We start from the raw sequence: 16,505 nt of genomic DNA, 5'->3' as shown, positions 1-16,505 counted from the left end.
CGGAGTTGTTATAAATGCTTTTGTTGATTATGTTATTAAATAATAGGGTGCAAGATATAACCGTTGGTTGTTATAAAAGTCTCATTCTATAGAGTGGAACCTATTTTATTAGTTTTTTTCGGTATTCAGTAGGTGTGTAACCTGTTTGCTCTTTAAAAACACGGTTAAATGTAGTTTTACTTTTAAAACCAGCATCGTAAGCTACTGCAATTATTTTGTAATCTTTATTTGCTGGTAATTCTAATATCTCTTTAGCTTCTTTTATTCGATATGAATTGATAAGCTGATAGAAATTTTTATCAAATTCAAACGAAAATACTTCGGATAAATGATGACTACTTAACGATAATCTTTTTGCAAAGTTTGCTTGCGTTAAATCGTGATTTAAGTATATTTTTTCTTCTTCTATTGCTTTTAATATTTTTTGCTGGTAAGAAACTCTATCTTCTTTTGACAATGAGGAATTTTTATATTTTTCAGGAGCTTTTTTTATCTTTTTCGTTATTTTATTTGTTTCTTTTATGACACTTTTATCTTCATTCTTTTTTATGTAAATCCAAAATAAACCTCCTAAACCAATTACACAAAATACACTAAACCATAAGGTCGTTTTTTGTTGTTCAGAAAAAAGAGCTTCTGTATCTTCTTTGGCTAAAACAGTTTCCTCTTTTGCTTCAATTTCTGCTTTTAACTCTTCTGTAATAGCTTTCTTTTGATTCTTTAAAAAACGTATTCGACTTTCGTTATATTTCTTTTCTGTACTTAAGTGAACTGCTGTATTGTTTAACTTTAAATATATTATGGACAGATTTTTATAACATATCATTTCTATTTCTTCTATTCCCTTTTCAGAAGCTATATTTAATGCTTGTTGTAAGTATTCTTCCGCTTTATTATACTGTGCTAGTTTTAAATTTGCGACTCCTAAGTTGACCAAAAGCCACGCCTTAACTTTAGTCTTTTTTTCAAAAACCTTATAGTTTGCTGCTGTAGTAGCTATTTCAATAGATTTTTGATACTGCCCTAACTTATAATAGGAACTGCTAATATGATTTAATGATGTTAAAATAATACTTTCATTCCCAGTTTCTTCTCCTATATTTTTGACCTGCTCTGCATAAAACAATGATTTTTTCTCATCATTTAAAGCTGAATAACTTATTGATAAACCATTTAAAGCAGCTGTTTTTATTAAGTTAGGTTTCTTTATAGAAGTAGCCTGCTCTAAAACCTTTTTCATGGTTTCTATACTTTTTTCATAAAGTTCTACATTATTATATGTATTTCCTAAATTAACCAACACTACAGTTTCTGCTTGTTTGCTTTCTGGTATTGTTTTAGCAATTGCTAATGCTTCTTTATATAGTGTTATACCTTCTACATATTTTGTTTGCATATTTAAGCTTATAGCCTGATTAACCATTGCTTTTACTTGCAGTGCTTTTAGGTTGTTCTTTTTAGAAATACTGTATAAAGAATCGCTGTAAATTTTATGAAGTTTGTAATTTCCTTCTTTATAATTTTCTTGTACCTTTTCTAAGTAATTTTCTGCTTTTTTTTGAGTATCAACTAACTGTAAACTTACTTTGTTTTGACTACACAACTGGGTTACAAGACTAAATAATAAATATGTAATAATTTTTTTTAGCAAATTTTGTTTGTTTCTCACAAAAATACATCAAAATATTTTTCTCCATCTTATTGTAATTAACCGATTTTCCATATAAGCAAAAAAGTGCCTTGTAAATATGATACATACTACATGACACTTTTTATCAAAAACCATAAAAATTTGTGTATTTATTTAATCGGTTTTAAGGAGTTTAAATTATTAACAATCATATACTCTAATAAAATTTCTTTGGAGTAATCGTCAAACAAATTATCAGCATCAAACAAACGACTTTCTAATCCGCTTAAATATAATTTACTAAACAATTCAAGGTCTACATCTGGTCTAATCTCTCCTTGTTCTTTTGCTTCTTCTAATAAATTCATTATATCCGTAGAAACGACATCTGTAGTAATTTCTTTATAAGCATCGTAAGCATTAGGGTAGTATTTTTTTAACCCAAAAATAAACGAAGGTTTAAACTTTTCTACATACCTAAAAATTACTTTATATATCTCTATTACTTTATTTAACGCTGTTTTATCAGATTTTAAAATAGGTGCTGTATCAATTTTGAATTCATTTATTAATTCTTTGATACTTTCAATTATCAATTCTTCTTTTGAAGAAAAACAAGCATATATGGTTTTTTTTGAAATTCCGAGTAACTCAGCTATTTCATCCATTGTGGTATGCTTACTGCCAAATGCTATAAATTTTTCTTTGGCTACCTTAATAAGTTTTGACCTATTACTCATGAGTTTCTATTTACTTCCAACCACCACCTAATGCTTCATATAAATTTACGATGCTTACTAACTGATTTAATTTGTTATTGATAACATTTAACTCAGCATTTAATGCGCGCTCTCTTGCTGTTAATAAATCTAAATAATTAGCATATCCATTTTTTAACAACTCTTCTGAATTTACTTCTGCTCTTCGTAAGGCTTCTACTTCATTTTTTCTATAGTCAAATTTTTCAGTTGCTGCTTTGTAATCAAAAAGCGCATTTGAAACCTCATTTCCAGCAGTTAACAACGTCTTTTTAAAGCTCAACAGTGCTTGTTCTTGTTGTGCTTTAGCTACTTCATGCTGTGTTTTAATTTTTCTTTGATTGAAAATAGGCTGTGTTAAACCTCCTATAATATTTGCAAATAAGGAGTTGGTACTTAACAACTCATCTAACTCTAAACTTTGAAATCCTCCACTCGCCGTTACTGTTAACGATGGGTAAAAATTACTTTTGGCTACATTTGTCATTTCAAAAGCATTAATTAAACCATACTCCGCAGCCATAACATCTGGTCTGTTTCTTAATAATGTTGCTGGAACACCTACTTTAATAGCCACATCTATTTGTTGTTGTGAAAGTTTACTTCTTTCAACAACTACTGATGTTCTTCCTAATAATAAATTTAAGGTATTCTCTATTTTAAAAATAGCTGTTTCTAAATCTACTTTCAATGCTTTTGCATTATGATACTGCGCTATATTTTGATCTACTGCTACCTGATTTACTTGTCCTGCATCTTTTAGTGCTTTAATCGTGTTTACACTATTTTCTCTAGTTTCAATAGTTTGCTCAGTAATTTCCAGTTGAGCATCTAAAGCTACTAATTGATAATAGGTGGTTGCTATTGCTGAAACTAACTGGGTTTTTACTGCTTGATGTGCTGCTACACTTTGTAAATATCCGGCTTTTCCTGCTCGTTTGTTACTGCGTATTTTACCCCAAATATCAGCTTCCCAAGAAAGGTTTCCAGTTATATCATACTGGTCGATACTCCCATTAAAAAAAGATCCAAACTGGCTGTTTTTTGCTAATTCTTGGTGCGTAGCTTTTGCCCCTACACTTAAAGTAGGAAAATACCCTGCTTTCCCTTGTTTCATATATGCTTCAGCAGCAGCCATTTGCTGTATAGCTACACGGATATCTAAGTTATTTTGAAGCCCTTCATCAATGTATTGTTTCAAGTGAGCATCAGTAAACATATCTTTCCAAGACACAGCTGCCATTGAGATACTATCTTGTGGTAAATTATCTGTTCTATACAAATGTTCTGTTTCTTTTAACTCAGGACGTGCATAATCCTTAGCAACAAAACAACTTTGTAAGGTTGTAGCCATTACGGCTACAACCAAGGTTTTATTTAGTATGCGTTTCATAATTAATCTTCTTTAGTTTCAACAACAACTGGTTTGCTTGATACTTTTTCTTGCAACCATTGGAATACCACAAATAGTACAGGAATTACAAATACCCCTATTAAAGTACCAATTAGTAATCCTCCAGCAGCTCCTGTTCCGATAGAGTTATTTCCTTCAGCTCCTACTCCTTTTGCTAATACTAATGGCATTAATCCAAGAATAAAGGCAAACGAGGTCATTAAAATAGGTCTTAAACGTACTTTTGCTCCTTCTATAGCTGCATCGTATAAGCTTTTTCCTTGTTTACGACGTTGTATTGCAAATTCTACAATAAGAATTGCATTCTTTGCTAACAGACCTAATAACATAATTAAGGCTATTTGGAAATAGATGTTATTTTCTAATCCTGCTAAATACGTTGTGTAATATGCTCCTGCTACCCCAATTGGTAATGAGAAAATTACTGATAATGGCAATAGGTAACTCTCGTATTGTGCTGCTAATAAGAAATAAACAAACAAAATACTAATCATAAAAATAATGGTAGATTGTCCTGATGAGGCTATTTCTTCTCTGGTAATCCCTGAGTAGGCAACACTATATCCTTCTGGTAAATTATTCTCTGCTAACTTATCTATTTTAGTAATAGCATCTCCTGTACTAAATCCTGGAGTTACCCCTCCATTTACTGTTACCGAATTAAATAGGTTGAAACGATTTACCGTTTGTGGACCATATACACGTTTTAGACTTACAAATTGAGAAATTGGTGTCATTTCTCCACTTGGAGTTTTTATAAACATACTATTTAAACTTGCTTCATTTACTCTGTCTTCAGGTAATGATTGTACAAAAACTCTAAACTGTTTTCCAAATCTACTAAAGTCAGCTGCATAATTACCTCCAATATATCCTTGTAGAGCAGAAAGAATAGCACTTGTTGACACTCCTGCCTCTTTAGCTCTTTCTACATTGATATCTAATTCTAACTGAGGGAATCCCGTATCAAAAGAGTTAGACGCAAAGGCTATTTCTGGTTGTTGATTTAAAAGACCTACAAACTCTTTTGCTGTTGCATCCATTTCTGTTAATGGTTTCGCACTACGGTCTAATAGTCTCATTTCAAAACCATCTGCACTACCAAAACCAGGTACACTTGGTGGTGTAAAGAAAATAATTTTTGCATCTGGTATCATTGCTGCTTTTCCGAACAACTGCCCTACAATGCTTTGAACTGATTCTGCATCACTTTCTCTTTCATTCCAATCTTCTAAAATAATAAAGCCCATTGCATACGAACTTCCTTCTCCAGAGAAGAAGTTTCTTCCGCTAATAAATGACGCTCCTTTTATTCCTTCAATTCCTTTGATGCTTTCGTATAATTTTTCTGTTACTTCGTACGATCTATCTAGTGAAGAACCTGCTGGTAATTCAGCATTCATAAACACTACACCTCTATCTTCTGAGGGTACAAAACCTGTAGGTATCGTATTACTTGCCCATACAATGGCTAAAACACTTACTCCTAAAATACCTGCTGTTACCCATTTATGCTTTACTAAAAATCCTAAAGATTGGGTATATTTATTAGTTACCGCGTTAAACCCAGCATTGAAAGCATCATAAAATCGTTGTAACAATCCTTTTTTCTTATGATTATCGTTGTGTGGTTTTAATAACAATGCACTTAAAGCCGGTGTTAATGTTAAAGCGTTTACAGCAGAAATTAAGATTGCAACCATTAATGTTACTCCAAATTGCTCATAAAATACTCCTGATGGCCCTTGTATAAAAGTAATTGGCACAAATACCGCCATCATTACCAAAGTAATCGACACAATAGCTCCACTAATTTCACTCATCGCAGAAATGGATGCTTTTTTTGCACTTTCTGCTCCGTCTTCCAGTTTAGCGTGTACTGCTTCTACTACCACAATGGCATCATCTACCACAATTCCAATTGCCAAGATTAAAGCGAATAAGGTTAGCAAGTTGATTGAATACCCAAATAGATTTAGGAAAAAGAAGGTACCAATAATAGACACTGGAACTGCTATGGCCGGTATTAAAGTAGATTTAAAATCTTGTAAGAAAATAAACACTACAATAAATACTAATAAAAAAGCTTCTATTAAGGTACTTTTTACTTTGTTTACAGACGCTGTTAAGAATTTGTTTGTGTCGTAGTTAATGATGTAATCTAATCCTTCTGGGAAATCTTTCTTTAAATCTTCTAGTTTTACATAAATATTTTCAATGATTTCCTGTGCATTAGATCCTGGTGTTTGAAAAACTCCAAAGTTAAGTGCTGGATTTCCGTTTGTACGTGAAAGTGATGAATAAGAAAATGCATCTAACTCTACTTTTGCTACGTCTTTAACACGTAAAAACTGTCCATTCCCTAAAGCTTTTACAACAACATTTTCGTATTCTTTTGCCGTTTTATATCGTCCTTTATATTTGATTACATATTCAAACGACTCTCCAGAATTTTGCCCTAAAGATCCTGCGGCAGCTTCTAAACTTTGCTCATTAATTGCAGCTATTACTTCTCTAGGTTCCAACTTATACGATGCCATTTTTGCTGGATCTAACCATACGCGCATCGAATAATCTTTTGCTCCAAATACATTTACAGCCCCTACTCCAGAAACACGTTGTAATTCTGGTTTCACATTTATATTCAGGTAATTTTGAATAAAAACATCATCGTATTCAGGATTTGTTGAAAATATAGCGGCATACAACAGTGCCGAGTTTTGTTGTTTTGCTGTAATAACCCCTGCTCTTGTAACTTCAGAAGGTAATAAAGCATTAGCTCTAGCAACTCTGTTCTGTACGTTTACCGCAGCAATATCTGGGTTGTAACCTTGTTCAAAAAATACTTGAATACTTGCCGTACCTGTATTACTCGCAGTAGAAGTCATATAAGTCATTCCTTCTACCCCATTAATTTGCTCTTCTATAGGAACAATAACACTTTCTAAAATTGTTTCGGCACTCGCTCCTGGATAAGAAGCAGTAACCTGCACCGTTGGGGGCGCTATATCAGGATATTGCGTTACCGGTAATTGTGTTAATGACAGTACTCCTAATATTACTATGATAATAGAAATTACTGTAGAGAGTACCGGACGCTCTATAAATTTTTGTAACATGATTTTCTTTTATTATTTAAATACCGTATCGAATGAGTTAACTATACTATCTAAAGGCGTTGGAACAGGTTTAATTTTTGCTCCTGAACGCACTTTGTTTAAGCCTTTAGCTAAAATGGTTTCTTCTTTTTCTAATCCTGATTTTACCACGTAAAGCTTTCCTACTTGTGCTTCTACTTCAATAGTTTTTTCAGCCAAAGAATCATTATTTACTGTATACACATACACTTTACCTTGACGTTCAAATGTAGATTCAGAAGGTATAATTAATGCATTATTGTGTACTCTAGGTATTAAAATAGTACCACTACTTCCGTTACGTAACAAACCTGCTTTATTATCAAACTTTGCTCTAAAGCTAATCGTTCCCGTTTGCTGATTTATATCTCCTGCAATAGTTTCGATAGCTCCAGTTTGCTCGTATTTTTTTCCGTTTGCCAATACAAGCTTTACTGGTGGTAATTTTTTAATCTTTTCATCCATTGTTTCTCCTTCCGCAGAAGCTATAAAGTCTAAAAATTCTTTTTCATTCATAGAGAAATAGGCATATACATTCTTTATAGAGGCTACTTTTGTCAGAGGCATTGTACTTTGTGCGCTTACTAAAGCTCCTTTTCTATAATTAATCGAACCTACAAATCCGTTTACAGGGCTTTTTATGTTTGCATAGTTGATGTTTGCAACAATACTGTTATAAGTACTTTTAGCTTGTGCTAAACTTGCTTTTGCTGTTTCTAATTGAACTGGACTAATAATGTTTTTTTCTACTAGTGGTTTCAGTTTATTAACCTCAACTTGTGCCGTGTTTACCGCTGCTTTAGCTGCCTCAGCATCTTGGCTTAATGACTGTGTTTCTAACTTAAACAATAGCTGCCCTTGTTTAACTTTCTGTCCTTCCTTTACCAAAACATTCTTTACGTATCCAGAAACTTTTGGTCTTATTTCACTATTTACTTCACCTTCAATAGTTACTGGATAACTTTGGTAATTTGTTATTGATTTCTCTGCTACCTTTACTACTGGAAAAGGTAGTGCTGGTGTTTGTTGTTGGTTTTGTTGTTGCTGTTTTCCACAACTCGTAAAAAATAAGGCAACAATGCTAAGAATAGCAATACCGTATATATATTGATATTTCATTTTATGTATATAATAAATTAGTGTTAGTGGTTTATAATTTTTTCTTTCAGTTTGGTAATAGACACTACAGCTCCATCTAAAAACTCAATAAAACTATCGTGAAAGCCAAGATCAAACTTATCTTCTTCTTTCAAGGTTTTATTAATATCTTCTTTATATTCTTTAACCTCTAGGTGCAACTCTTTTTCTCCTTCCCATTCTTCTACCATATTGCTAATTCCTTGTAACATAGTATCGCTATTAAGGATAAAGTATTTTTTTCTATCACCTGTTTTGGTAAAATAACTTACCTTCTTCAGTCCTTGTAAATGATTGAGGTGTGTTGAAATTGTGCTTTTACTAGCACAAAGACCAGACACCAAATCTTCAAAGGTAGTTCCTTGTTTTCCTGTCAAAATAATATGTGAAAATATCCTCGCCGCCACTGGAGCCAACTGTTCTTTTTTCTCTAAAAAAATACCAAGTTTCTCAACTAATTCACATTTTCTTTTTTCTACTTGATTCATCTCCAATAAAATTTACTTTGCAAAAATAAGTTTAGTTCGGAACATTCCGAACTAAACGAAGTTAAAAAAATGTTAAGACATTCTTAACAAAGATGCTACAAACCCTTTTCAACTCATTTAGCTATTAAATTCTTACTTTAATTGTTCTTACTAAAAAAGCCCCTTTTACTAAAGCGACAACTCTTTTTAGAACATAAAACACTTGTATACAGACAAAAACACCACAAAAAAAAGCAGCATACATCTCTTCATTTCTTTTGTTTTAATTAATTTTTTATTATATTCACAATAGATTTAAAATAAATATGAGTCATTTAATTATTGTTTTATTTCTTTTGGTCACCCCTTAAAGTTAAAATACTATTTACTGTCAATGATAAACTATTGACTGTTGGAAGCTACGTAATTTCTATTTTTAGATATTACTGGAACACATTTAAGTTTTTTTAATTTAAGTCCCTCGTATTGTGATTACTTACCTCTTACCTCGCGAAAAAGGTTAGCTATAATAAACACCATTATTTCTAGCCAATTTTTTTTAATCGACCTACTGCTATTTCAACAACTAAGCTGTTGCATTTTAAACAACCATTCATTTGGAAGTTTTACTACTATACCTATTACTTATAACCAACTATGCCCCCGAAAAATGAACTACAACTCGTTACTTTGTTAAAAAATTAGCTATCCATCCTAGTTTTTAGAAGCTAATCGCCAAACATTTTAATTTAATGTAATAACTGTCTCTATCCACAAACTACTATTTAATGGTTTGACGGTTATTTACTGTGTCTAACCAATCAACTATTATGAAAAGAATTACTCAAGCGTACTTAACGTTACAAAAAACGTGCATACAATTCAAATTCACTTTCTTATTTTTTTTGTTTTTAACCCTCTCCTCATTTTCTGAAAAAAATAATTTAAGTAGCAATACTCGTTACTACCCACCTATACCGGTTCCTTGTAATACTGACTCTCCCGTTGCTATAACTTCTTCAAGTTTTACTGATTTAACTATAAATGAAGATACCAATGGTCTTTGCTTATTAGGATGTGGAATTTCTAATCTTAATAATTTAACAGATTCTAACCTTACAAACTATACTACAGTCTCCACTTTACTTGGACTAGGAGTAACTCATACTATAGGCATAACAGATAATACTATCGATGAGTTTTTTGAAGCCGGAAGTTATGCGGGGTTTTTAATAGAAAACGGTTCTGTTGCTCAAATAGACTTGCTCGGTGCTATTACCATCACTACATATTTAAACGGTACAGAACAAGAAACAAATTCTGGTACTTCATTAGTAACGCTAAACAGTTCTCTTCTAAATAACAATCAGTTTTACTTAGGTTTTTACACTACATTAGATTACGACCGTATTGAAATTTCATTGACTAGTTTAGCTGGCATAGCCTCTAACACCTTTGTTTATTATCCTGTAACCAATAGCTTTTGTGTTGGCCCCGATTTAGAACCCAATACTCCTACCCTATTCAACAAGCCAAATTTTCCTGCTCGAATTGTTGAGGAACACACAGGAATGGGCGGTCTTTTAAATGTTGGTGCCATTACAAACACTAATTCAGCAATAGACTCCAATAGTAATACCTATGCTAGTATTGATTTTACTTTAGGTGTTATAGCCACTGGAAGTATTGCTATAAAAGATGAATTGACAAACTATCCTGCACAGACCTATGTAGGTTTTGATATTGAAAATGCCTCTGTTTTAAATCTTGAACTACTTGATGGAATGACTATAACAACTTATTTAGATGGCGTTCAACAAGAAATAAAAACAGGAAGTTCTGAATTATTATCGGTAGACAGCGGGTTGTTATTTACAGGAACCGAACGTTCTCAAGTCGGCTTTCTAACTTCATTGCCTTTTGATGAAGTTCAATTATCCATCCAACAAACCCTCTCTTTAAACCTAGGTAGCACGCGAGTTTATGGTCTTATTTTAGAAGCCTTTAGCGAAGGCAGTTTAAATTGTGATACTGCTACAGTATTAAACAACCCTTCTCATCCTGTAATAATCAACAACACAAATACAGGTGTAAACGGAGTAGCTTGTGTTGCTTGTGAAGTAGACAATGCCACAAATGTTATTAGTGAAAGTGAATCTGACTTTGCCATGATCAATGTAACGGCGGGTCTTGCTAGCACAGCCTCTATTTCAGTGGAAAACGTTGTAAACAATTTTCCTTCAGGAAGCACTGCTGGATTTATTATTAGAGATACAAACGACTTATTAGAATTAGACCTTTTAAATTCTCTGACCATAACCACCTATTTAGAGGGTTCGGTACAAGAAACACAATCTGGAAATAATTTACTAGCTCTCGAAGCATTAGGTTTAATAAACATAACTCCTTCTACAACTAATGGTTTTTATTTGGTAGGGTTTTCTACTCACCTTCAATACGATGAAATTCAGCTTACTGTTAGTGCACTCGCTGCTACTATTAATAGTATTGAAGTCTACGGAAGCTATGTAGACAACTCCATAAAAATATCAGGTAACACAATAAAAGAAACCTCAATCGGAGCTTCAGATGGAAGCATTTCTTTATCAGTCTCTGGAGGAACTCCTCCGTACACCTATTCATGGAATCCTGGAGGAGAAACCTCTTCTTCTATTTCTGGATTAACTCAAGGAAGTTATACTGTAACAGTAACAGATGCAAACGGATGTCAATCTACAACAGAGTATATTATTTATACAGATGGGGTCCAATATCCAATTCCTTGTAATACCGAAAGTCCTGTTGCAATAACAAATGATAATTTCACAGATTTAACAGTAAATCAAAATACTTCTGGACTTTGTGTGGTAGGTTGTGGTATTTCGGATGCTGGCAACATTATAGATACAGATTCATCCAGCTTTGCTTCTGTATCAACACTTATTGGTTTGGGAGTAACGCATACATTAACTATAACTGATAATACAGCTGGTGAATTTCTTGAGTCTGGTGGCTATGCAGGTTTTTTGATAGAAAATACTTCCCTGCTTCAAGCAGACCTTTTAAATGCCATTACTATAACAACTTATCTTGACGGAGTACTACAGGAAACCAATACAAGCACCTCGTTATTAACTTTAGACAGCCCTATTTTAGGAACTGATCAGTTTTATGTCGGGTTTTATACCTCAGCAAATTATGATGCTATTGAAATCTCAATTTCAAGTTTAGCAGGAATTGCATCGACAACAAATATTTATGCTGCTGTAACTAATCGGTTTTGTGAAGGCCCTGAGTTAACTTGTAATTCTGCTACCCAACTTACCAAACCAAATTATCCTATAAGAGCTGTAGAAGAGCATACAGGAAATGGAGGTCTTTTAACACTAGGAAGTGTTAACAACATTAACAACGCTATCGATTCAGACACTTCAAATTATGCTTCTATAAACTTATTAGCCGGGGTAGCAGGCACAGCTTCTATAGCCTACAAAAATGAAATTACCGATTATATCGCTAATACTTTTGCTGGTTTTAACATTGAAAACACCACGCTTCTAAACACTCAACTGCTTGATGCCATAACTATTTCAACCTATTTAGACGGAGTACTTGTTGAATCTAAAACAGGTACAACTGAATTACTTCCTGTATATTCTGGTTTATTATTAACAGGAAGTGAATCGGTAAGAGTAGGTTTTGTTACTACTGCTCCTTTTGACGAAGTACAACTTTCTATTACACAAACCCTTTCTTTAAACCTAGGTAGTACCAGAGTTTACGGAATGGTATTTCAATCTTTCTGTCCAGGAATAATTAATTGTGATGAGCCTTACGTACTATCAAATCCTAGTAATTCTGTAATCATAAACAATGATAATACAGGAACTGATGGTGTCGCCTGTATTGCTTGCGAGGTTGATAATGCAGTAAATACTATCTCTGAAGACAATTCAGACTACGCTCTTATAAACATTGTAGCTGGCGTAGCAGGAAGTGCTTCTATTTCAGTTCAAGATGTACTTGTTGATTATCCTGCTGGTACACAAGCTGGATTTGTAATAAGAGACACAAACGATTTACTTCAAGCAGACTTAGTAAATACACTTACAATTACAACTTATCTTGATGGTGTTCAACAAGAGCAACAAACAGCTAATAATCTGTTAGCCCTTGAAGCTCTTGGGTTAGTTAATATTACTCCAACAAGTACAAATAGTTTTTACGTTGTAGCTTTTGATACTAGCACTAGTTTTGATGAAATTCAATTAACAGTAAACTCATTAGTTGCCGTTGTAAATTCAATCGAAGTTTACGGTGGATATATTGATGTAACTAACACAACTTTTTGTCAACAAGCTAGTATTGCTTTATTGAAAGAAGGTGTTTTTAATGACCTTGATAGTGATGGATGTGCCAATGAAGGAGAAACAATTACATATACGTACACCGTGACCAATACAGGTAATGTTAGTATTGCAAATATTGAATTAACCGACCCTATTTCTCCAGCTCCTTTAACACTCAATTCTGGAGACACTGATGGTGATAATGAATTAGATGTTGATGAGACATGGATATACTCACTAGACTATATGATTACTCAAGACGATATTGACAATGGTTCCGTTACAGGTCAAGCTACGGTAACAGGAGTAAGCACAGGAGGAACTAACGTAAGTGACTTGTCTGATGACAATAGCATATTAGAGGACGACCCAACTGTGATTGATTTATGTCAAACTGAAGATATAGCCCTTATCAAACAAGGAACCATAAATGATGAAAATGGTAATGGTTGTAGCGATAATGGAGAAACCATCACATTCGTAATTTCAGTAATCAATACAGGAAATACAACACTAAGTTCAATAGTTGTAACTGATCCTTTATTGACAGTCACATATAGCTCTGGCGATACTGATACCGACAATGAATTAGACGTTGATGAAATATGGACATATACAGGCTCATACAACATTACTCCCTTAGATATTACAAATACCTTCGTTCAAAACCAAGCTACCGCACAGGCTAGCACTGTTTCAGGGGGCACTGTTACTGATTTATCTGACGATAATAATGTTGTAGAAGATGATATAACTACTATCAACCTATGTCAAGATCCAGGTATTGCAATTGTTAAAACTGCTACTTTTAACGATGAAAACTCAGATACTTGTAGCAATACTACAGAAACAATAACCTATACGATGACGGTTACGAATCAAGGTAATACTGGCTTGATAAATGTAACAGTTAATGACCCTTTATTAGGGGGTGTAATAGCATTAGATTCTGGTGACCTAAACTCTAACAACACACTTGATGTGGGAGAAGTATGGTTATACATAGCTCCTTATTCCTTAACTCAAAACAATATTGACTCGGGATTCGTTACCAATCAAGCTACAGTAAATGCTGCATCATCTCAAGGCGTAATTGTCACAGACATATCTGATGACAATAGCATTCTTGAAAACGATCCAACACAAACTAATTTGTGTCAGTCTGATGGAATTGCTCTTATTAAAACAGCTCTTTTTAATGATGAAAACTCGGATGGCTGTAGCAATGTGGGGGAAACCATAACCTATAGCTTTACTCTTACAAACACTGGAAATACGACCATTACAAATGTGGTACTTACCGATCCTATGTTAGGAGGCACAATTGCTCTTGCTTCTGGTGATACCGATAACGACAACCTGCTTGATGTAGGTGAAACTTGGGCATACTCCGCCAACTACACCATTACTCAAACTAACATCGATACTGGTTCCGTAAGCAACCAAGCAACAGTTACTGGAACGAGCATCAATGGTAATGATGTTAGCGATGCTTCCGACGACAATAGCATTCTTGAAAACGACCCAACACAAACTAATTTGTGTCAGTCTGATGGAATTGCTCTTATTAAAACAGCTCTTTTTAATGATGAAAACTCGGATGGCTGTAGCAATGTGGGGGAAACCATAACCTATAGCTTTACTCTTACAAACACTGGAAATACGACCATTACAAATGTGGTACTTACCGATCCTATGTTAGGAGGCACAATTGCTCTTGCTTCTGGTGATACCGATAACGACAACCTGCTTGATGTAGGTGAAACTTGGGCATACTCCGCCAACTACACCATTACCCAAACCAACATCGATACTGGTTCCGTAAGCAACCAAGCAACGGTTACTGGAACAAGCATCAGTGGTAATGATGTCAGCGATGCTTCCGACGACAATAGCATTCTTGAAAACGACCCAACACAAACCAATTTGTGTCAACCCAACAATATTTATCTTGAAAAAATCAGCCACTTTAATGATGCTAATGGAGACGGATATGCAAACATTGGGGAGACAATAACATATAATTTTATCATACACAACACAGGAGCTTCAACGCTGTATAACATTACCTTACAAGACAATCTTCCTGGTATTACCATAAACGGCTCTTCTATTGCTCAACTATTATCAGGAGAAGTAAATAGCACAACCTTTACCGCCACCTATAGTATAACTCAACAAGATTTAACAAATGGAACTGTTACTAATCAAGCGTTAGTTACAGCAGAAGATTCCTCTGGAAACAGCATTACTGATATTTCAGATGATCCTAACAATTTAGATAACATTGACATTGATAATGATGGCGATCCAGACGACCCTACAATCACCACTCTACTTATAGAGGAGATTGCTTTTGAAATTTTTAATGCGGTTTCACCAGATGGAGATGGGTCAAATGATTTCTTTCGTATTAATGGTATAGAAAATTACCCCAACAACAACCTCAAAGTCTTTAACAGATGGGGAGTTTTAGTTTTCCAAACAGATGCATATGGAGCTAATGGAAATCTATTTAGAGGAATATCAGAAGGTCGAGCTACGGTTAGCAAAGACCAAAAACTACCTACAGGCACTTATTTCTACATACTCACACGATGGGACACTGACCAACAAGCCATGACTAACAAGGGATATTTATACCTAAAAAGAAACTAAAAACCACAAAACCTAATGAAACATTATTCTATATTACTCTTCATAATTATTAGTGTACATGTGTGTTTTTCTCAACAAGACCCACAGTACACTCAATACATGTACAATACCCAGGTGGTAAATCCAGGTTATATTGGTTCTAAAAATGCTCTTGGCTTAGGTTTGCTCTACAGAACACAATGGGCTGGATTTGAAGGAGCACCCAATACGGGTACTTTTACTTTTAATGTGCCTTTGGGTACTCTAAAACGAAATGCCATAGGACTTTCTATTATTAATGATAAAATAGGCCCTTCTAACGAAACTGGCATTACCATAGATTATGCCTATTCCTTACTTCTATCAGGACATGCTAGAATATCTTTCGGAATTAAAGGAGGGCTCAGCATACTTGATGTAGATTACTCTAAACTAAACATATATGACAATAACGACTGGCAGTTTGCAGAGAACATCGACAAAAAAATGCAAGCTCAAATAGGTGCGGGTATTTACTATAATAACGACAAACTCTATCTTGGTTTATCAGTACCTAATTTTTTCAACTCAAAACATTATAATTCAAACAACACCAATAACAGTGATGAAAATGCAATCGCTATTGAGCGCTTACATTACTTCTTAATAGCTGGTTACGTCTTTAATATTAGTGAAAGCCTAAAATTTAAACCTGCTACAATGTTAAAGTGGGTTAACGGCTCTCCTTTACAAGCAGATTTGTCTGCGAATTTTTTATTCAATGATAAATTTACTCTTGGTGCTTCCTATCGATGGGACGCAGCAATCAGCGCCATGGCAGGATTTCAAATAACTAGTCAGTTATTTTTAGGAATGGGATATGATTTTCAAACCACAGATATAGAAGAGCACAGTGATGGCTCTTACGAATTCTTTCTGCGGTTTGATGTCTTTAATAATCCTGAACGTATACTAACACCTCGATTCTTTTAAACTC

8 protein-coding genes are annotated in these 16,505 nt (G+C 34.0%); 2 read left to right on the top strand and 6 right to left on the bottom strand.

The genetic code is table 11. The features are described from left to right. Window positions 1–100: 100 nt before the first annotated feature. From ACN0WY_RS04920 to ACN0WY_RS04895, 6 genes are all read right to left on the bottom strand, one after another. Window positions 101–1,603 (bottom strand): tetratricopeptide repeat protein, encoded by a 1,503-nt coding sequence (locus ACN0WY_RS04920; RefSeq protein WP_417799686.1) that lies wholly within the window; start codon window positions 1,601–1,603, stop codon window positions 101–103. A 197-nt stretch (window positions 1,604–1,800) separates the two neighbouring features. Beyond that, on the bottom strand, window positions 1,801–2,370 hold the full coding sequence (locus ACN0WY_RS04915) for a TetR/AcrR family transcriptional regulator (protein WP_330488459.1): 570 nt from the start codon (window positions 2,368–2,370) through the stop codon (window positions 1,801–1,803). Between the two features lie 10 nt (window positions 2,371–2,380). Continuing rightward, a complete protein-coding gene (locus tag ACN0WY_RS04910; protein ID WP_417799685.1) occupies window positions 2,381–3,781 on the bottom strand; it encodes an efflux transporter outer membrane subunit in 1,401 nt (466 codons plus the stop codon). 2 nt (window positions 3,782–3,783) lie between these two features. After that, window positions 3,784–6,921, bottom strand: a complete 3,138-nt coding sequence (locus ACN0WY_RS04905) for an efflux RND transporter permease subunit (RefSeq protein WP_417799684.1) — start codon at window positions 6,919–6,921, stop codon at window positions 3,784–3,786. 12 nt (window positions 6,922–6,933) lie between these two features. After that, on the bottom strand, window positions 6,934–8,058 hold the full coding sequence (locus tag ACN0WY_RS04900; protein WP_417799683.1) for an efflux RND transporter periplasmic adaptor subunit: 1,125 nt from the start codon (window positions 8,056–8,058) through the stop codon (window positions 6,934–6,936). Window positions 8,059–8,081: 23 nt separating this feature from the next. Beyond that, window positions 8,082–8,564, bottom strand: a complete 483-nt coding sequence (locus tag ACN0WY_RS04895; protein WP_330488463.1) for a transcriptional regulator — start codon at window positions 8,562–8,564, stop codon at window positions 8,082–8,084. A gap of 809 nt (window positions 8,565–9,373) precedes the next feature. Between ACN0WY_RS04895 and ACN0WY_RS04890 the strand changes: the two genes are divergently transcribed. Beyond that, the gene (locus tag ACN0WY_RS04890) at window positions 9,374–15,550 is read left to right on the top strand and encodes a gliding motility-associated C-terminal domain-containing protein (RefSeq protein WP_417799682.1); all 6,177 of its coding nucleotides are present in this window, start codon (window positions 9,374–9,376) and stop codon (window positions 15,548–15,550) included. A gap of 15 nt (window positions 15,551–15,565) precedes the next feature. Continuing rightward, the gene (locus ACN0WY_RS04885; RefSeq protein ID WP_417799681.1) at window positions 15,566–16,501 is read left to right on the top strand and encodes a type IX secretion system membrane protein PorP/SprF; all 936 of its coding nucleotides are present in this window, start codon (window positions 15,566–15,568) and stop codon (window positions 16,499–16,501) included. Window positions 16,502–16,505: the final 4 nt, after the last annotated feature.

It is taken from the genome of Tenacibaculum sp., from assembly GCF_048269885.1.
In the GTDB taxonomy this organism is placed as follows: domain Bacteria; phylum Bacteroidota; class Bacteroidia; order Flavobacteriales; family Flavobacteriaceae; genus Polaribacter.
Note: the sequence above shows the minus strand (reverse complement) of the source record. Positions and strands in the feature narration are given on the sequence as shown.

Excerpts from the sequence above, each read along its gene's own strand:
- ACN0WY_RS04915 (WP_330488459.1), bottom strand. The coding sequence starts at position 2,370 with ATGAGTAATAGGTCAAAACTTATTAAGGTAGCCAAAGAAAAATTTATA.
- ACN0WY_RS04910 (WP_417799685.1), bottom strand. The coding sequence starts at position 3,781 with ATGAAACGCATACTAAATAAAACCTTGGTTGTAGCCGTAATGGCTACA.
- ACN0WY_RS04905 (WP_417799684.1), bottom strand. The coding sequence starts at position 6,921 with ATGTTACAAAAATTTATAGAGCGTCCGGTACTCTCTACAGTAATTTCT.
- ACN0WY_RS04900 (WP_417799683.1), bottom strand. The coding sequence starts at position 8,058 with ATGAAATATCAATATATATACGGTATTGCTATTCTTAGCATTGTTGCC.
- ACN0WY_RS04895 (WP_330488463.1), bottom strand. The coding sequence starts at position 8,564 with ATGAATCAAGTAGAAAAAAGAAAATGTGAATTAGTTGAGAAACTTGGT.
- ACN0WY_RS04890 (WP_417799682.1), top strand. The coding sequence starts at position 9,374 with ATGAAAAGAATTACTCAAGCGTACTTAACGTTACAAAAAACGTGCATA.
- ACN0WY_RS04885 (WP_417799681.1), top strand. The coding sequence starts at position 15,566 with ATGAAACATTATTCTATATTACTCTTCATAATTATTAGTGTACATGTG.